Source organism: Bacillus cereus group sp. N8 (genome assembly GCF_016483685.1).
Classification (GTDB): Bacteria; Bacillota; Bacilli; order Bacillales; family Bacillaceae_G; genus Bacillus_A; species Bacillus_A proteolyticus.
The window spans coordinates 507,380-524,301 of the sequence record NZ_JAEHBK010000001.1 but is presented as its reverse complement, the minus strand read 5'-3'; the positions used below and the strand labels follow the sequence as shown (position 1 = coordinate 524,301).

Here is a 16,922-nt window from a genome sequence, read left to right as displayed (position 1 = left end):
CAAGAGTAACCCGCGAAAAAAATACTGTCCACAAAAAAAGAGTAAATATTCTAAAAAATACACACGATAAAAAAACAGCTACCTTTATTAAAGGTAGCTGTTCTATTATTTTACGCTTCTACAGATTTCTTTTTCTTAGCAGCTCTTTCGCGCTCGCTCTTATCAAGAATCTTTTTACGTAGACGAATTGATTCTGGAGTTACTTCACAGTACTCGTCTTCGTTTAAGTACTCTAATGACTCTTCTAAAGTCATTAAGCGTGGTTTTTTCATTGTTGAAGTTTGATCTTTCGTCGCAGAACGAATGTTAGTTTGTTGCTTCATTTTTACAACGTTAACTGTTAAATCATTTTCACGTGTATGTTCTCCGACAATCATACCAGCATATACTTCTGTACCTGGTTCAACGAAGATTACACCGCGATCTTCAACTTGCATAATACCGTATTGTGATGCTTTTCCTGTTTCAAGTGAAACTAGAACACCTTGGCGACGTCCACCAACTTGTCCAGCATGTACTGGTTGGTAGCAATCGAATGTATGGTTTAAAATACCGTAACCACGAGTTAATGTTAAGAATTCTGTTGTGTAACCAATTAAACCACGTGCTGGAACCATGAAAGTAAGGCGAACTTGACCGTTTCCGTTATTCACCATATCTAACATTTCACCTTTACGAGCACCCATTGATTCCATAATAGAACCAGTATATTCTTCAGGCACATCGATTTGCACGCGCTCTACAGGCTCACATCTTACGCCATCAACTTCTTTAATAATTACTTCAGGCTTAGATACTTGTAGTTCATAACCTTCACGACGCATGTTTTCAATTAAGATAGATAAATGTAATTCTCCGCGTCCAGATACGATCCATGCATCAGGAGAATCTGTATTATCTACACGCAAACTTACATCTGTTTCTAATTGTGAACGAAGACGCTCTTCAATTTTACGAGATGTAATGAATTTACCTTCACGACCTGCAAATGGGCTGTTATTTACAAGGAATGTCATTTGTAATGTTGGCTCATCGATACGTAATAATGGTAAAGCCTCTTCATGCTCAACCGGACATACCGTTTCACCTACGTTAATGTCTTCCATACCTGAAACAGCTACTAAATCTCCAGCTTTTGCTTCTTCAATTTCTTGACGTTTTAATCCAATATAACCAAATAATTTAGTTACACGGAATTGTTTTACACTTCCGTCAACCTTCATTAATGCAACTTGTTGTCCTACTTTCATTGTACCACGGAATATACGTCCAACCCCGATACGACCAACATAGTCATTGTAATCAAGAAGCGCTACTTGGAATTGAAGTGGCTCTTCGCTGTTATCAACTGGTGCTGGAATATGTTCAATGATTGTGTCAAACAATGATTTCATATTCTCTTCTTGATTTGCTGGATTTGAATCTAAGCTTGCTGTTCCGTTCATTGCTGATGCAAATACAACCGGGAACTCTAATTGATCTTCGTTTGCACCAAGTTCGATGAATAAGTCAACTACTTCATCAACTACTTCATCAGGGCGAGCGAAGTCACGGTCAATTTTGTTTACAACAACGATTGGCGTTAAGTTTTGCTCAAGAGCTTTCTTTAAAACAAATCGTGTTTGTGGCATACAACCTTCATATGCATCAACAACAAGTAGAACACCATCAACCATTTTCATGATACGTTCTACTTCTCCACCGAAGTCAGCGTGACCAGGTGTATCTAAAATGTTAATTCGTTTATCTTCATAGTGAATCGCCGTATTTTTTGCTAAAATTGTAATACCGCGTTCTCTTTCTAGATCATTCGAATCCATTGCACGTTCTTCAACGTGTTCGTTTGCACGGAAAGTCCCCGCTTGACGTAATAACTGGTCAACAAGTGTTGTTTTACCATGGTCAACGTGGGCAATAATTGCTATATTTCGTAAATCTTGTCGTTTTTTCAACATGTCCAACTCCTAATGTCTTTTTAATCCTTCTCTATTATAAGAGCGAAGGGGATACTATGGCAATCAAAATAAAATCAAGAATGAAAATATAGTTGTATTCTTACTTTTGTGAAAGTAAAATGAGATTGGAGGGTGAAGAAATGGAACACATTCAATATCGCTTTTTATTAACTGCAATTATCGGTGTTATTTTCTTAATTGGTATCGGTATTATGATTGCTGAAAATAGTCCCATCGGTGTTATCATTTGCATTATCGGCACATTTGTTACAGTTGGATACGGTTTTGTAACAAAAAGAAAAATGCGTAAATCGCAATAACGTTAAAAAGTAAGAAGCTTCTTTTATAGCCTCTTACTTTTTTTGTTACTGCGATACAAATGGTAATAACTCTTCATATACTCCTGGTTTTGCAACTAACACACTGCTCTTCTCTATGATAGAAAGAGGAGTTCCAGAGAAGGTTGTTACTCTCCCGCCAACTTCTTCTACGATAATCTGTCCCCCGCCAAAGTCCCATGGCGATAAACGCGGTGTTACATACGCATCTAATCTTCCCGTTGCAACATATACCATTTCTAGCGCAGCACAACCATAAGACCTCGTTCCTCTCGCTTTCTTAACAAGCCTCATCATTTTTTTCGTATTCAGCAATGGATTATCAGTAAGCCATATCGCATTTAGAGCTATAATTCCCTGTTCTATTGTTCCTTCTTCTAGCATGGGAATAGGTAAATCATTACAAAAGGCCCCTTCTCCCTTTATCCCATGATATAATTCATCATGAACTGGATCATAAATAAGGCCAATTTTTCCGATACCGTTCTCATAAATTCCAATTGAAATTGCGAAATTTCTTTTTTGGTGAACAAAGTTCATCGTGCCGTCAATTGGATCAATTAACCAAACAACCCCATTAGAAGAAGTGATTTCATCTCCATAGCCTTCTTCTCCTAAAATATTATGGGACGGGAATGTTTCTTTAATTCTCCCAATTAAAAACCGCTCCGTTTCTCGATCCATGTTTGTTACTAAATCCGCTGCATTAGATTTTGTTTCTATAATAAGTGCTTTTTTCAGCGATCCCATTAAACGTTCTCCCGCTTCTCGAATCCACTGTTTTGCGTGTGTATCAATATCTTTCCATATCTCGTGCATGTTTAAACACTCCGATCTATACTGTTCACAGAAAAAACGAACCCTTTATAAGGTTCGCACCAACTAATTTTTTATTCATATACTATTATTACGCTTCTAAACGAATCATTTCAAGTCTTAACACTTCTAATTTTTCTACACACTCTTCTTTTTTCTGTTTGTCATTCTCCATCATTGCATCATATAAAGTTGCTAATTCATAATCTAGCTCCAAACGTAGCACCGGAATTCTTTTTTCAGCATCTGTTCTCTTTAACGCATTAATCACCTGTCTCATATTATTTGCCTCCTCCCAATATTCGTTTGCCCTCGGACTAGAATTGATTCAATTTTCTGATTTTTTGTTTTATACTATACTATGTTGGATAAATCATCTATGCAACAAAATTATATTTTTTTATTAAAATTTTTTTGTGCTGTTTTTTTTATGAATAGTACAAGCTATGCTAAAATAAAACAAAATAGGAGTTGGAGGAACAATCATGCCACTACAAACATTCACATCAACTGATTTTGAAGTTTTTACTGTTGATGGTCTTGAAGAACGAATGAGCGCAATTAAAACGAATATTCATCCTAAGCTAGAAGCTTTAGGGGAACAGTTTGCAGAATACTTATCAAAACAAACCGATGAAAACTTTTTCTACCATGTAGCCAAACACGCACGCCGCAAAGTCAATCCACCAAATGATACTTGGGTTGCTTTTTCAACAAATAAACGTGGATATAAAATGTTACCACATTTTCAAATTGGTTTATGGGGTACTCACGCTTTCATATACTTTGGTTTAATCTATGAGTGTCCGCAAAAAGTGGAGACGGCTCACGCCTTCTTAGAACATTTAAATGATTTAAAAACGAATATTCCAAATGACTTCGTATGGTCCATTGACCATACTAAACCAGGTGTAAAATTACATAAAACGCTTGAAACGGAAGACTTACAAAAGATGATTGAACGTTTAGCTACTGTGAAAAAAGCAGAATTATTAATCGGTATTCATATATCACCAGAGGAGTTTTCAGCAATGACCAACGAACAATTCCTTGCTAAGATTGAATCTACGATGCAATCACTCCTTCCTTTATATGCAATTTCTAATCGATAAATCGATAGTAGAAAACGGACAATTTATATTGTCCGTTTTTAGTTGTTATCACATTATAGCACTTTGTATTTTATTTTTCAAAATATTTTTACATTTTTACAATCTTTTTTTCCGCTACTTCTTTTGCCTTTTGAATCGCACGATATATAGAATATCCACTTACTTCTTGAAATTCTTTATCAATTTTTTTCTCCGCTGCCTTCGATGGTACAATCTCTTTAAAACGACGATATAATTCCATCAAGTCTTCTCTCAAAACTCCTTTTTCATATACCTTTTCAATCGCTTCATAAAACTTTACAACTGCTACCATTTCTTCATTTGACCAATCGTAATCAAGTGGATATTGATATTCCATTTTTGCACCTCATTCAGTATTCTTTCTTTTTCCATTATGCTACCTTTAAAAGAACCTTTTATTCTTCACTATAGCCACTCTGCATTATACACCATTTATCCATTTCAATGGAATTGTCTTCCTCTTTGCAGTATTTAAAATATAACTATTAAACATACTCACCTTGAAAATGAAATTTTTCTATACATCTATAATTATTGGTGATATAATGCTTTTGTTTTATAGAAAGTAAAGTGAGACTACCATCCCCAAAAAAGCTTTTGTGAATGGCAGGAAAACAAGTCACGTTCTAAAAGTTAGTCATCTTAAATTCCTTTTAGAATGAGATGAAATCATATAAAACAAATTCTAATAAATATTACGAAGAAGAAGGGGTGTATAGATTGTCCCAATACGAAACACCATTGTTTACCGCTTTAGTTGAGCACAGTAAGCGAAATCCAGTTCAATTCCATATTCCAGGTCATAAAAAAGGACAGGGCATGGATCCAACATTTCGCGAATTTATTGGGCATAATGCATTAGCAATTGATTTAATTAACATTGCGCCACTCGATGATTTACATCATCCAAAAGGTATGATTAAAGAAGCTCAGGATTTAGCCGCCGCTGCTTTCGGTGCAGATCATACTTTCTTTTCTATTCAAGGTACAAGTGGTGCAATTATGACAATGGTGATGAGCGTTTGCGGCCCTGGTGATAAAATCCTCGTGCCACGAAACGTGCATAAATCTGTAATGTCAGCTATTATTTTCTCAGGTGCAAAACCGATTTTCATGCATCCTGAGATCGATCCGAAGCTTGGTATTTCACACGGGATCACAATGCAGTCTGTCAAAAAAGCTCTCGAAGAGCACTCAGATGCGAAAGGCTTACTTGTTATTAATCCAACATACTTTGGGTTTGCTGCAGATTTAGAGCAGATTGTAAAATTAGCTCATTCTTATGATATTCCTGTACTTGTTGATGAGGCTCACGGTGTTCATATCCATTTTCATGATGAACTACCAATCTCGGCTATGCAAGCAGGTGCAGATATGGCAGCAACAAGTGTTCACAAATTAGGAGGGTCTTTAACCCAAAGCTCTATTCTTAATGTAAAAGAAGGTCTTGTGAACGTAAAGCATGTCCAATCCATTATTAGCATGCTTACAACGACATCAACTTCTTACATTTTGTTAGCATCCCTTGATGTTGCTAGAAAACGTCTTGCTACAGAAGGAAAAGTTCTCATAGAACAAACAATAAAATTAGCTGAACATGTTCGTGATGCTATTAATGCTATTGAGCATCTTTATTGTCCTGGAAAAGAAATGCTAGGAACAGATGCTACTTTTAACTATGATCCTACAAAGATAATTGTATCTGTAAAAGATTTAGGTATTACTGGCCATGAGGCTGAAGTATGGCTTAGAGAACATTACAACATTGAAGTAGAACTCTCTGATCTATATAACATACTTTGTCTTATCACTTTTGGAGATACCGAAAGTGAAACTGATACACTTATCACAGCATTACAAGATTTAGCAACAACATACAGAAATAGAGTAGATACAGGTGTTCAAGTACAAGTAGACATTCCAGAAATACCTGTGCTAGCACTTTCTCCTAGAGATGCTTTTTATTCAGAGACGGAAGTCATTCCATTTGAAAATGCGGCAGGTCGTATAATAGCTGATTTTGTTATGGTTTATCCACCAGGGATTCCAATCTTTACTCCGGGGGAAATTATTACACAAGAAAACTTAGAGTATATTCGTAAAAATTTAGAAGCAGGGTTACCTGTACAAGGACCCGAAGATATGACGTTACAAACATTACGTGTTATTAAAGAGTACAAGCCTATCAGTTGATAGGCTTTTCTTTCACCTTTTTTTCCTTTTCTCATACGATATTAAAGAATGTAACGTATAGGTGGGGATACTATTATGATTGTAATAGGCCGTTCTATTGTACATCCTTATATCACAAATGAATATGAGCCATTTGCAGCTGAGAAACAACAAATTTTATCCATAATGGCAGGAAATCAAGAAGTTTATTCCTTCCGAACAGCTGATGAACTCAGCTTTGATCTTAATTTACGAGTTAATATTATTACTTCCGCGCTAGAACTTTTTCAAAGTGGCTTTCAGTTTCGTACATTTCAACAATCTTTTTGCAACACTCAGTTTTGGGAAAGAACATCCCTTGGCGGATTTAAACTACTTCCAAACATATCGCCTTCCATTGCCATCCAAGATATTTTCAAAAACGGAAAACTATATGGAACTGAATGCGCAACCGCTATGATAATTATTTTTTACAAAGCATTACTATCATTGTATGAGGAAGAAACTTTCAACCGGCTATTTGCAAACCTTTTACTTTATACATGGGACTATGATCATGATTTAAAGCTCATAACAAAAACGGGTGGCGATCTTGTTCCAGGCGATCTCGTTTACTTTAAAAATCCACAAGTGAATCCAGCTACAATCGAGTGGCAAGGAGAAAACACAATCTATTTAGGAAATTTCTTTTTTTACGGACATGGCGTAGGTGTAAAAACAAAAGAGGAAATTATCTACTCATTAAATGAACGACGAGTCCCTTATGCATTTATTTCGGCTTTCTTGACTGATACTATTACTCGTATCGATAGTCGTGCTATGAGCCACTACAGTTCGCCTAGCACACCACAAACATCAATAGGATTTATTCCAATTCGAGATGATGCAATCGTTGCAACAGTCGGACATACAACTACAATCTATTAAAAAAACGCCTACATGTGTAGGCGTTTTTTCTTCATTATTAAGCTTTTGAGTGTTCCTTTGGGTCACATTCGCAATGAGATCCACATTTCCCGTAAAGTACTGTTGATTTTTCATCTTCAAAATGTCCGATTGTTCCTTCACATACTTGGCATACGATTGTTCCCATTTTTCATTTCCCCCTGAGTTTTAATAATAATCTACTTATTTATAATTAAGCTTTCGCATTGTCTCTATTAGCACATTCACAATTTGTACCACATTTTCCGTAAAGCACTGTCGTTTTTTCATCTTCAAAATGTCCGATTGTTCCTTCACATACTTGGCATACGATTGTTCCCATTTTTCATTTCCCCCTAAGTTTATGGTCCTAAAAACTTTTAGCTGTCCATTTCCTATCAATTATTGGGCTTTTGTATGCTCTGTGTGATCACATCCGCAAGATCCACATTTCCCGTAAAGTACCGTTACTTTCTCATCTTCAAAGTGTGCAATTGTACCTTCACAATCTTGACATACGATTGTTCCCATTTTTCATTTCCCCCTAAGTTTATAATCCCAAAAACTTTTTTGTAACCGCTTAACTTTCTGTCTTTATTTTAATATGTTATACTTTTTACGTCAATAGGTTTTTAGTATAACACATTAAATATTTTAAAATTAAATTAGTATGCGATATTAACACAAAAAAACAGTCATATCTCATACGTACGACTGTTTCTTGTTAATTATTCTTCATACTCCGCATGCAAAGAAGTAGCCGGAACAAGAAATTTAAAAAACTGTGCTAACTCCTCCGCCTCCTCTTCCGACCCTAACTTAAAAGTTTCTTTTATATAAGGAACATTTTCCACATCATCTCGTCCAAGCAAAGTAGATCTCCCTGTTTGCATACAAACAATAAGTGGCTTTCCAAAAAACATATTTGTATAAATAACTCCAAAATCATAACGTGTATCATGCGTCATAAATCCTAAAAATCGTACCTTCACACTTTCATGCTCATCATACAATTTTTCAAACATCAGTTTCCACCTTTCTCAATAACACTTCCTACTCAATAATATATTAAACAAAAAAAGTAATACTCCTTTTAATTGTCAAAAAATTCAGTAGGATGTAGAATGATATTATTCTACTAAACTAGGGGGGAATTTGTATGCAACACGCCTTTATCACACTTGTACCTAAATCCAATCAACAATCTGTTTCAATAGAGGATGTCAAACACCTTTTTGATAACTATAAAACCATTACTTCCAAGACTGGTGATCAAATTAATTACGCCTATACAAATACAGCTTTTCCTTATGAAATATTAGATACATCAGCAACAACATTAAAACTCCAATCGAGTCACGACCGATATAATTCTATTTATGTGGGGATTGGAATAGAAAATAAACGATCTTTCATACAAATTTCTTTACCCACCACAGCAACATTTGGCGATAAAGGAAAAGCAAATGAATTTAGCCGTTTTCTAGCGAAGAAATTGGAAGGAGAGTTACAATTATTTAATGGAAGAACAATGTATTTCTATAAACGTTAATTTAAAAAATTGAGAATATGATTAAAAAAAGTATGCAATTTGAACACGTAAGGAATAATGCCTGCTTCCTTGCGTGTAATACAAAACATGCAATTACATATGCCAAATAAAGAAATACGAAAAAGAGAATTACTTTATAATGAAACTTATCACCATTCGATAATGTTAATACAATGGAAAAACCACTCCATAATAGAAAATGATAAAATATAACATGTAATATTCTCATGGAACCTTCTCCTTTGACATGCCCTATTTTATTAATATATGGGATTAAGTTTGAATCAATTACATATTATATGAAAGTATATATACTGCTTTTGGATTAACGTATGTTCTAACGATTCATTTAAAGTATTATATATATTCATTCGACAAGTACATATAAAGACCTTGCAAGCCATTATATTAAAAATACCCCATCTCTTTAAATAAGAGATGGGGTATTTACATTACTTAAATTATTTTACAATGTGAATTGGCATTCCAAGAGCAACTTCAGCTGCTTCCATTGTGATTTCACCTAATGTTGGGTGAGCATGGATTGTTTGAGCGATATCTTCTGCTGTCATTCCAGCTTCGATAGCTAAACCAATCTCAGAGATAATATCAGAAGCGCCTGCACCTGCAACTTGTGCACCTACAAGAAGACCATCTTCTTTACGTGTTACAAGTTGTAAGAAACCGTCAGTGCTGTTTAATGATAACGCACGACCGTTTGCAGCGAATGGGAACTTAGATACAGCTACAGTCATTCCTGCTTCTTCTGCTTGTTTCTTAGTGTAACCAACAGATGCTAATTCTGGATCAGTGAAGCATACTGCTGGAATTCCGATGTAATCGATTGCTGATGCATGGCCACTAATTGCTTCAACAGCTACTTTACCTTCGTAAGAAGCTTTGTGAGCTAATGGTGGTCCAGGAACGATATCACCGATTGCATAGATGTTTGATACGTTTGTACGGCATTGCTCATCGATTTCGATGATACCGCGATCAGTCATTTTAACTCCAACTTGCTCAAGACCGATTTCTTGAGTGTTTGGACGACGACCTACAGTTACTAATACGTAATCTGCTTCTACAGTTTGGATTTCACCTTTAACTTCAAAGCTAACTTTTACGCCAGTTTCTGTTTCTTCAACGCCTTTAGCCATAGCTTTTGTATGGATATTTACGTTACCTTTTTTCTGTAGAGCACGTTTAACAACAGAGCTCATAGCTTTTTCGAAACCAGCTAAGATTTCGTCGCCAGCTTCTACTACAGTAACTTCTGTACCGAAGTTAGCATATGCAGTACCTAATTCCATACCGATGTAACCGCCGCCGATTACAACAAGTTTTTTAGGAATTTCAGGTAAGCTTAAAGCGCCTGTAGAGTTGATAACACGTTTAGAGTATTTGAATCCTGGAATTTCGATTGGTGTAGAACCAGTTGCAAGAACAGCATTTTTAAACGTATAAGTTTGAGCTGCATCTTCAGTCATTACGCGTAATGTGTTAGCATCTACGAAGTAAGCTTCACCGCGAATGATTTCAACTTTGTTACCTTTAAGAAGGCCTTCAACACCGCCAGTTAATTTCTTAACTACGCCGTTTTTCCATTCTTGAACTTTTGTAAAGTCAACTTTTACGTTCTCTGCAGTGATACCCATGTCATCAGAATGCATTGCATTCTCATAACGATGACCTGCATTGATTAACGCTTTTGAAGGAATACATCCAACGTTTAAGCATACGCCACCAAGGTTAGCTTTTTCGATGATTGCTACCTTTTGACCTAATTGTGCTGCACGAATTGCCGCAACGTATCCACCAGGACCTGCACCAACAACGACTGTATCTAATTCAATTGGGAAATCTCCTACTACCATTGTTATTACGCCTCCATTACTAATAATTGTGGGTCATTCAATAGACGTTTAATTTGGTTTAATGCTTTTTGAGCAGTTGCGCCGTCAATTAAACGATGGTCAAAGCTTAGAGATAATGCTAATACTGGAGCTGCTACAATCTCACCATTTTTCACAACTGGTTTTTCAGCGATACGGCCGATACCAAGGATTGCTACTTCTGGGTGATTGATAACTGGAGTGAACCATTGTCCACCTGCAGAACCAATGTTTGTAATTGTGCAAGAAGCACCTTTCATTTCAGCTGGAGCTAAACGACCATCACGTGCTTTACCAGCAAGATCGTTGATCTCGTTAGAAATAGTGAAGATTGATTTACGATCTGTATCTTTAACAACTGGTACTAATAGACCTTTGTCTGTATCAGCTGCGATACCGATGTTGAAGTAATGTTTATGAACGATTTCTTGAGAAGCATCGTCTAAAGCAGTATTCAACATTGGGAATTCACGTAATGCAGATGTTAAAGCTTTTACAACGTATGGAAGGTAAGTTAATTTAATACCTTTGTCAGCTGCAACAGCTTTGAACTTCTTACGGTGAGCAACAAGCTCAGTTACATCAACTTCATCCATTAATGTTACGTGAGGAGCTGTGTGCTTAGAGTTAACCATTGCTTTCGCAATCGCTTTACGGATACCACTCATTTTCTCACGAGTTTCTGGATATTCACCAGCTGGAATTGGTTGTGCTTTTGGTGCTGCTTCTTTCGCTGCTGCTGGAGTAGCTTCTACTGCTGCTGGAGCCTCAGTTGCTGCTACAGTTTGTCCACCATTTGCAAATGCATCGATGTCAGTTTTCACAACACGGCCGTTCTTACCAGAACCAGCTACTTTATGAATATCTACACCTTTTTCACGAGCATATTTACGAACAGATGGCATAGCGATTACACGCTCATTTACTACTTCTGTAGTTGCTGCTGGAGTAGCTTCCGCTGCTGGAGCTTCTACTGCTGCTTCTTCAGCTTTTGGAGCTTCATCATGATCGTCACCTTTAAATTTAAGGTTTTCGTATCCAGGAGCATCAAATTTAATTAATGTATCTCCTACAATTGCAACTGTTCCTTCTTCTACAAGTACTTCAAGTACTTTACCTTTAACAGGAGAAGGGATTTCTACTACTGCTTTATCATTTTGTACTTCAAGAAGTACGTCGTCTTCGTTTACTTCGTCACCTGGTTTAATAAACCATTTTACGATTTCACCTTCGTGGATACCTTCACCGATATCTGGTAGTTTAAATTCAAATGCCACGGAATTCAGCCCCCTGATTCATTTCATTATTATGGAATATGTACAAAAGAAACCAGCATGTGCTGATTTCTTTTGCACATGAAAAACTAAAAATTAGAAGTTCATTACTTTGTTAACAGCTTCAACAATATCTTTATGGTTTGGTAACCATACGCTCTCAGCTTGAGAGAATGGGAATACTGTATCAGCAGCTGCAACACGTACAACTGGAGCTTCTAAGTTTAAGATTGCACGGTCGTTAATTTCCGCTACAACGTTAGCTGCAATACCAGCTTGTTTTTGAGCTTCTTGAACTACAACTACGCGGCCTGTTTTTTCAACAGAAGCGATGATTGTTTCGATATCTAATGGTTGAACTGTACGTAAGTCAACAACCTCTAAAGAGATACCTTCTTTTTCAAGTTCTTCAGCAGCTTTTAATGCAGCATGAACCATAGCACCATAAGCGATAACAGATACATCTGTACCTTCACGTTTGATATCAGCTTTACCTAAATCAATTGTGTAATCGCCTTCTGGTACATCTTGACGGAATGAACGGTACAATTTCATATGCTCTAAGTAGATAACTGGATCGTTGTCACGAATCGCAGAGATTAAAAGACCTTTTGCATCGTATGGAGTAGATGGAATAACAACTTTTAGACCAGGTTGTTGTGCCACTAATCCTTCTAAGCTATCAGCATGTAGTTCAGGAGTATGAACACCGCCACCGAATGGAGAACGAATTGTTACTGGAGCAGTCCAACGTCCACCAGAACGGTAACGCATACGAGCTAATTGACCAGAAACTGAATCCATTACTTCATAAATGAAACCGAAGAATTGAATTTCTGGAACTGGACGGAAACCTTCAAGTGCAAGTCCAACTGCAAGTCCACCAATACCAGACTCTGCAAGTGGAGTATCCATTACACGATCTTCACCGAATTCAGCTTGTAAACCTTCAGTAGCACGGAATACTCCGCCGTTTACACCAACGTCTTCACCAAAAACAAGTACGTTAGGATCGTTTTTCATTTCAACGCGTAAAGCATCAGTGATTGCTTGAATCATTGTCATTTGAGCCATGGCTTACTTCGACTCCTTTTCTTTGTAAATTTCATATTGTTCAGCTAAGTTGTAAGGCATTTTTTCGTACATGATTTCCATTAAATCAGTAACTTTTTGTTTTGGAGCTTGGTCAGCCTTAGCAATTGCTTGTTTGATATCTTCTTTTGCTTCTTCGATTACTTTCTCTTCAACTTCTTGAGACCATAGGCCTTTGTTTTCTAAGAATGCACGGAAGCGTACGATTGGATCTTTTTGTTCCCATTCGTTTTCGATATCTTTTGTACGGTAACGAGTTGGGTCATCACCAGCCATTGTATGTGGACCGTAACGGAATGTTAAAGTCTCGATTAAAGTAGGGCCTTCGCCGTTTACTGCACGCTCACGAGCGAAAGCAGTTGCTGCGTATACAGCTAATGGATCCATACCGTCTACTTGAATTCCGTAAATACCTGCTGCTACTGCTTTTTGTGCTACAGTTTTAGCTGCAGATTGCTTTTCTACTGGAGTAGAGATTGCATAACGGTTGTTTTGTACAACGAAGATTGCTGGAGCTTTGAATGCACCCGCAAAGTTCATACCTTCGTAGAAGTCACCTTGTGAAGCACCACCGTCACCAGTGTAAGTAATTGCAACAGATTTTTTACCACGTAGTTTCATACCTAACGCAACACCAGCAGTTTGGATGATTTGCGCACCGATGATGATTTGTGGAGCAAGTGCATTTACGTTCTCAGGCATTTGGTTACCCATGAAATGTCCACGAGAGAATAAGAATGCTTGGTATAATGGTAGACCGTGCCACACTAATTGTGGAACGTCACGATATCCTGGTAAGATGAAATCTTCTGCTTCAAGTGCGAAATGACTTGCTAATTGAGAAGCCTCTTGTCCAGCAGTTGGTGCGTAGAAACCTAAACGTCCTTGACGGTTTAAAGAAATAGAACGTTGATCTAGTACGCGAGTATACACCATACGGCGCATTAATTCTTTTAATTGATCATCAGATAATTCAGGCATAGCTGCTTCATTCACAACTTCGCCTTTTTCATTTAAAATTTGTAATGTTTCAAATTGAGCTGCGATAGCTTTCATTTGCTCATCAACATTAAATAGGGTCTTTTTTGTTTTAGTACCCATTCCGTTCACCTCTTCCTCTCTTGAACCATATTCTGAAACGCTTTCACTATCTATTAGCTAGACTGAAAGCGCAACAATGTAAACCAACAAATTTGTTTGTCGGTTGAGAATAATTTTGTGTACCTAACAATCTGTACTAATGTTTTTCCAAAAACATATTAATACAATCTTGATCACGTTTTTTAGTTTACAACTATTCTAATTACGATGTCAATTACTTTGAATACGTTTTTTTATAAATAATATGCAGGTTTCCTCTACACAAACGTGTTTTTATTTTTCACATCTGTATTAGTAAGCAATAACCTACTGTTATATTATTCCCTTTTTAACTTGTTTTTTCTCTTAGAATAATATGTAAACGATTTAATTCTCTTTAGTTTTTCTCTCTTCTCAATAAAATTATACAAACACTTCTTCCTTTTATAGGTAAATACCTATACATTTCTGATCCTTCCTCCATACATTATAGTAACCGCAGTATTAGCGGGAAATGATAAAGGAGGTCATCTCATGTACGGATACTCATATTGCTATCCAACAACTTGTTCATATCCTTCCTACGGTTATGGCGGTTCTTGTGGCGGGTCTGGACGCGGCTTCGCCTTAATCGTTGTGTTGTTTATCCTTTTAATTATCGTTGGTGCTGCTTGCATTCGCTAATGTAAAATGAAACAACTATGGAAAGAAACAGACGGCTTTGCCGTCTTTTCTTTTATTATATAACTTATCTATAGAAGATTTGTTTCCAAGTAGATCTTCCTTACTTGCCGATGACTTTTTTTATCTCCTTTGGTAGACTAAAGAAGAAAGGAGAGATTACATATGCTTACAATGAATGAGGTAATTCGTGAAGGAAATCCGATTTTGCGCGACGTTGCAGAAGAGGTCTCCTTACCTGCTAGCGAGGAAGATACAAATACCCTTAAAGAAATGATTGAATTTGTAATAAATAGCCAAGATCCTGAAATGGCTGAAAAATATAGTTTGCGCCCTGGAATCGGATTAGCGGCTCCGCAAATCGGTATTTCAAAGAAAATGATTGCGGTTCATGTAACTGATACGAACGGTACGTTATATAGCCATGCACTATTTAATCCAAAAATCATTAGTCATTCTGTTGAACGTACATATTTACAAAATGGTGAAGGCTGTCTATCTGTAGACCGTGAAGTACCTGGTTATGTCCCTCGTTACACAAGAATTACAGTGAAAGCAACATCTATTAACGGAGAAGAAGTAAAATTACGTTTAAAAGGTTTACCAGCAATCGTATTCCAGCATGAAATCGACCACTTAAATGGTGTTATGTTCTACGACCATATTAATAAAGAGAATCCATTTGCCTCTCCTGATGAGTCGAAACCTCTAGAACGATAATAAAAAAAGGCGGAAGTTAATCTTCCGCCTTTTTTTATGAAATGGGTTCCATATTCACTTAAAGCAATCCAGCCCATTTTAATCCATGGTATATACCGTCTTCACTAACATCCTTTGTCACGTGATTCGCAAGTTTTTTCAAATCTTCATGACCATTCCCCATCACAATACCTGTCCCTACTGCTTCAATCATTTCCAAATCATTTAAGCCATCTCCAAATGCATACACTTGTTCACGGTTAAATCCTAATTTCTCAATGAATTTCTCAATTCCTTTTGCCTTAGAACCACCATTTGGAATAATATCCATTGAATACGCATGCCAACGAATAAAATGAAAATCTGGGTACTGATTAATAAACTTTTCTTCTTCATTTACTTCGCAGAAAAGCAGAGTTTGATAAATATTACGTTTCTCATAGAAATCAGGTTCATATGCTGGATGTTCAAAGTTTAAACTCCCAAAACCTTCTTTCACATAATCATGATATTCCACTGACGCTCTCATTTCTTGATGATCAAGATATACAAGTGGATATCCTTCTTGTTTTGCAAACTGAGTAAACTTATGTAGAGCCTCTGGGTGTAACGGATTATTAAATATTGTCTCACCTTCAAATACAACGTACTGTCCATTAAAACTAACATAATTATGTATATTGAGTTCCTTACGAATATCTTCAAACATAAATGGCGCACGCCCTGTCGCAATCGCTACGTGCACACCTTTTTCTTGTAAATCTTTTACTGCATCACGTGTAGATTGCGGAATTTTTTTATCATGATCTAATAATGTTCCATCAATATCAAAAAAGACAATTTTATCATTCATTTGTCAAAATCCTTTCTGGCACTCTATATTCCTATTTTAATTATCACTTTTCAAATTTCAAAAAAAAGTATAACATATTAAACATCTGTGAAGAAAGCGTTCACTTTCTGACCTTATTTATGAAATATGCATATAATAATAGTAAAAAAATGTGGATACTTGTTCGGATGAATTTTCTTTTCTATTCTTCCTCATACTATATCTATAACTAACGGCTACTAATCGTTACTACAGGATAACTTACACTATACTAAAAAGAACAAGATTCACTATTCACTTCTAATCTTCTTTCTTGTACGGGAGACGGAGTTATCATTAGTAACATGCATGTTTAAAATAAGGAAAGGAAGGAGTAATCATGCTGAAGAAGCTGAAGAAAAAGCTCAAGCGTTATTTAAACGATTTAGTCCGTAAGAAGACAATCGCTTAAATTGTGCCCATTTCGGGCTTTTTCTTCATTC

Annotated in this window: 21 protein-coding genes; 7 read left to right on the top strand and 14 right to left on the bottom strand. The window is 36.5% G+C overall.

The window, feature by feature from the left end:
- Window positions 1-110: 110 nt before the first annotated feature.
- Window positions 111-1,955 carry a translational GTPase TypA gene (gene typA / locus JDS80_RS02865; RefSeq protein ID WP_071746870.1) on the bottom strand — a complete coding sequence of 615 codons (1,845 nt, stop codon included), beginning with the start codon at window positions 1,953-1,955 and terminating at the stop codon, window positions 111-113.
- 140 nt (window positions 1,956-2,095) lie between these two features.
- On the opposite strand from typA, the gene JDS80_RS02860 reads away from it, so the two are divergent.
- Window positions 2,096-2,275 (top strand): DUF5325 family protein, encoded by a 180-nt coding sequence (locus tag JDS80_RS02860; protein ID WP_071746871.1) that lies wholly within the window; start codon window positions 2,096-2,098, stop codon window positions 2,273-2,275.
- A gap of 45 nt (window positions 2,276-2,320) precedes the next feature.
- On the opposite strand, the gene JDS80_RS02855 is transcribed toward JDS80_RS02860, so the two are convergent.
- Together JDS80_RS02855 and JDS80_RS02850 are read right to left on the bottom strand one after the other, a co-directional pair.
- Entirely contained in the window at window positions 2,321-3,112 is a 792-nt protein-coding gene (locus JDS80_RS02855; protein WP_098888642.1) for an inositol monophosphatase family protein, read from the bottom strand.
- 88 nt (window positions 3,113-3,200) lie between these two features.
- On the bottom strand, window positions 3,201-3,389 hold the full coding sequence (locus tag JDS80_RS02850; RefSeq protein WP_001250167.1) for a hypothetical protein: 189 nt from the start codon (window positions 3,387-3,389) through the stop codon (window positions 3,201-3,203).
- A 205-nt stretch (window positions 3,390-3,594) separates the two neighbouring features.
- Here JDS80_RS02850 and JDS80_RS02845 point away from each other — a divergent pair, with 205 nt between their 5' ends.
- A complete protein-coding gene (locus tag JDS80_RS02845) occupies window positions 3,595-4,221 on the top strand; it encodes a YktB family protein (RefSeq protein WP_199637033.1) in 627 nt (208 codons plus the stop codon).
- Window positions 4,222-4,309: 88 nt separating this feature from the next.
- On the opposite strand, the gene JDS80_RS02840 is transcribed toward JDS80_RS02845, so the two are convergent.
- Window positions 4,310-4,579, bottom strand: coding sequence for a UPF0223 family protein (locus tag JDS80_RS02840; protein WP_071746874.1), 270 nt, complete (start codon window positions 4,577-4,579; stop codon window positions 4,310-4,312).
- Between the two features lie 383 nt (window positions 4,580-4,962).
- Here JDS80_RS02840 and speA point away from each other — a divergent pair, with 383 nt between their 5' ends.
- Together speA and JDS80_RS02830 are read left to right on the top strand one after the other, a co-directional pair.
- On the top strand, window positions 4,963-6,435 hold the full coding sequence (gene speA / locus JDS80_RS02835) for an arginine decarboxylase (RefSeq protein ID WP_071746875.1): 1,473 nt from the start codon (window positions 4,963-4,965) through the stop codon (window positions 6,433-6,435).
- A 75-nt stretch (window positions 6,436-6,510) separates the two neighbouring features.
- Complete coding sequence (locus tag JDS80_RS02830; RefSeq protein ID WP_071746876.1) at window positions 6,511-7,341, top strand: protein-glutamine gamma-glutamyltransferase; 831 nt, start codon at window positions 6,511-6,513, stop codon at window positions 7,339-7,341.
- Between the two features lie 37 nt (window positions 7,342-7,378).
- On the opposite strand, the gene JDS80_RS02825 is transcribed toward JDS80_RS02830, so the two are convergent.
- The 4 genes from JDS80_RS02825 to JDS80_RS02810 form a co-directional block, all read right to left on the bottom strand.
- On the bottom strand, window positions 7,379-7,507 hold the full coding sequence (locus tag JDS80_RS02825; RefSeq protein ID WP_199637031.1) for a GapA-binding peptide SR1P: 129 nt from the start codon (window positions 7,505-7,507) through the stop codon (window positions 7,379-7,381).
- 45 nt (window positions 7,508-7,552) lie between these two features.
- Window positions 7,553-7,681, bottom strand: a complete 129-nt coding sequence (locus JDS80_RS02820) for a GapA-binding peptide SR1P (RefSeq protein WP_000536808.1) — start codon at window positions 7,679-7,681, stop codon at window positions 7,553-7,555.
- Between the two features lie 59 nt (window positions 7,682-7,740).
- Window positions 7,741-7,869, bottom strand: a complete 129-nt coding sequence (locus JDS80_RS02815) for a GapA-binding peptide SR1P (RefSeq protein ID WP_000536778.1) — start codon at window positions 7,867-7,869, stop codon at window positions 7,741-7,743.
- Between the two features lie 197 nt (window positions 7,870-8,066).
- Complete coding sequence (locus JDS80_RS02810; RefSeq protein ID WP_199637029.1) at window positions 8,067-8,363, bottom strand: DUF3055 domain-containing protein; 297 nt, start codon at window positions 8,361-8,363, stop codon at window positions 8,067-8,069.
- 134 nt (window positions 8,364-8,497) lie between these two features.
- Between JDS80_RS02810 and JDS80_RS02805 the strand changes: the two genes are divergently transcribed.
- Window positions 8,498-8,890, top strand: a complete 393-nt coding sequence (locus tag JDS80_RS02805; RefSeq protein WP_071746878.1) for a DUF1885 family protein — start codon at window positions 8,498-8,500, stop codon at window positions 8,888-8,890.
- Window position 8,891: 1 nt separating this feature from the next.
- Here JDS80_RS02805 and JDS80_RS02800 read toward each other — a convergent pair whose 3' ends face one another.
- From JDS80_RS02800 to pdhA, 5 genes are all read right to left on the bottom strand, one after another.
- Window positions 8,892-9,119: a hypothetical protein gene (locus JDS80_RS02800; RefSeq protein ID WP_001221349.1), complete on the bottom strand. Its 228-nt coding sequence runs from the start codon at window positions 9,117-9,119 to the stop codon at window positions 8,892-8,894.
- A 232-nt stretch (window positions 9,120-9,351) separates the two neighbouring features.
- Window positions 9,352-10,764: a dihydrolipoyl dehydrogenase gene (gene lpdA / locus JDS80_RS02795; protein ID WP_000260106.1), complete on the bottom strand. Its 1,413-nt coding sequence runs from the start codon at window positions 10,762-10,764 to the stop codon at window positions 9,352-9,354.
- A 5-nt stretch (window positions 10,765-10,769) separates the two neighbouring features.
- Window positions 10,770-12,059 (bottom strand): pyruvate dehydrogenase complex dihydrolipoyllysine-residue acetyltransferase, encoded by a 1,290-nt coding sequence (gene pdhC, locus JDS80_RS02790; protein ID WP_199637027.1) that lies wholly within the window; start codon window positions 12,057-12,059, stop codon window positions 10,770-10,772.
- 93 nt (window positions 12,060-12,152) lie between these two features.
- Window positions 12,153-13,130: a pyruvate dehydrogenase complex E1 component subunit beta gene (pdhB, locus tag JDS80_RS02785; RefSeq protein ID WP_000068162.1), complete on the bottom strand. Its 978-nt coding sequence runs from the start codon at window positions 13,128-13,130 to the stop codon at window positions 12,153-12,155.
- A 3-nt stretch (window positions 13,131-13,133) separates the two neighbouring features.
- Window positions 13,134-14,249 (bottom strand): pyruvate dehydrogenase E1 component subunit alpha, encoded by a 1,116-nt coding sequence (gene pdhA / locus JDS80_RS02780; protein WP_000536893.1) that lies wholly within the window; start codon window positions 14,247-14,249, stop codon window positions 13,134-13,136.
- A gap of 513 nt (window positions 14,250-14,762) precedes the next feature.
- Between pdhA and JDS80_RS02775 the strand changes: the two genes are divergently transcribed.
- Window positions 14,763-14,912 (top strand): YjcZ family sporulation protein, encoded by a 150-nt coding sequence (locus tag JDS80_RS02775; RefSeq protein WP_000274565.1) that lies wholly within the window; start codon window positions 14,763-14,765, stop codon window positions 14,910-14,912.
- Window positions 14,913-15,074: 162 nt separating this feature from the next.
- Complete coding sequence (gene def / locus JDS80_RS02770) at window positions 15,075-15,629, top strand: peptide deformylase (RefSeq protein ID WP_071746880.1); 555 nt, start codon at window positions 15,075-15,077, stop codon at window positions 15,627-15,629.
- A 58-nt stretch (window positions 15,630-15,687) separates the two neighbouring features.
- Here def and JDS80_RS02765 read toward each other — a convergent pair whose 3' ends face one another.
- Window positions 15,688-16,461 carry a Cof-type HAD-IIB family hydrolase gene (locus tag JDS80_RS02765; RefSeq protein ID WP_071746881.1) on the bottom strand — a complete coding sequence of 258 codons (774 nt, stop codon included), beginning with the start codon at window positions 16,459-16,461 and terminating at the stop codon, window positions 15,688-15,690.
- Between the last annotated feature and the right edge of the window lie 461 nt (window positions 16,462-16,922).

What these genes read in the sequence shown, in the direction of transcription:
- JDS80_RS02840 (WP_071746874.1), bottom strand. Translation starts at nt 4,579, where the DNA reads ATGGAATATCAATATCCACTTGATTACGATTGGTCAAATGAAGAAATG.
- JDS80_RS02765 (WP_071746881.1), bottom strand. Translation starts at nt 16,461, where the DNA reads ATGAATGATAAAATTGTCTTTTTTGATATTGATGGAACATTATTAGAT.
- JDS80_RS02815 (WP_000536778.1), bottom strand. Translation starts at nt 7,869, where the DNA reads ATGGGAACAATCGTATGTCAAGATTGTGAAGGTACAATTGCACACTTT.
- JDS80_RS02825 (WP_199637031.1), bottom strand. Translation starts at nt 7,507, where the DNA reads ATGGGAACAATCGTATGCCAAGTATGTGAAGGAACAATCGGACATTTT.
- JDS80_RS02820 (WP_000536808.1), bottom strand. Translation starts at nt 7,681, where the DNA reads ATGGGAACAATCGTATGCCAAGTATGTGAAGGAACAATCGGACATTTT.
- JDS80_RS02850 (WP_001250167.1), bottom strand. Translation starts at nt 3,389, where the DNA reads ATGAGACAGGTGATTAATGCGTTAAAGAGAACAGATGCTGAAAAAAGA.
- lpdA (WP_000260106.1), bottom strand. Translation starts at nt 10,764, where the DNA reads ATGGTAGTAGGAGATTTCCCAATTGAATTAGATACAGTCGTTGTTGGT.
- JDS80_RS02810 (WP_199637029.1), bottom strand. Translation starts at nt 8,363, where the DNA reads ATGTTTGAAAAATTGTATGATGAGCATGAAAGTGTGAAGGTACGATTT.
- pdhA (WP_000536893.1), bottom strand. Translation starts at nt 14,249, where the DNA reads ATGGGTACTAAAACAAAAAAGACCCTATTTAATGTTGATGAGCAAATG.
- JDS80_RS02855 (WP_098888642.1), bottom strand. Translation starts at nt 3,112, where the DNA reads ATGCACGAGATATGGAAAGATATTGATACACACGCAAAACAGTGGATT.
- JDS80_RS02845 (WP_199637033.1), top strand. Translation starts at nt 3,595, where the DNA reads ATGCCACTACAAACATTCACATCAACTGATTTTGAAGTTTTTACTGTT.
- JDS80_RS02800 (WP_001221349.1), bottom strand. Translation starts at nt 9,119, where the DNA reads ATGAGAATATTACATGTTATATTTTATCATTTTCTATTATGGAGTGGT.
- def (WP_071746880.1), top strand. Translation starts at nt 15,075, where the DNA reads ATGCTTACAATGAATGAGGTAATTCGTGAAGGAAATCCGATTTTGCGC.
- JDS80_RS02860 (WP_071746871.1), top strand. Translation starts at nt 2,096, where the DNA reads ATGGAACACATTCAATATCGCTTTTTATTAACTGCAATTATCGGTGTT.
- pdhB (WP_000068162.1), bottom strand. Translation starts at nt 13,130, where the DNA reads ATGGCTCAAATGACAATGATTCAAGCAATCACTGATGCTTTACGCGTT.
- JDS80_RS02830 (WP_071746876.1), top strand. Translation starts at nt 6,511, where the DNA reads ATGATTGTAATAGGCCGTTCTATTGTACATCCTTATATCACAAATGAA.
- typA (WP_071746870.1), bottom strand. Translation starts at nt 1,955, where the DNA reads ATGTTGAAAAAACGACAAGATTTACGAAATATAGCAATTATTGCCCAC.
- JDS80_RS02805 (WP_071746878.1), top strand. Translation starts at nt 8,498, where the DNA reads ATGCAACACGCCTTTATCACACTTGTACCTAAATCCAATCAACAATCT.
- JDS80_RS02775 (WP_000274565.1), top strand. Translation starts at nt 14,763, where the DNA reads ATGTACGGATACTCATATTGCTATCCAACAACTTGTTCATATCCTTCC.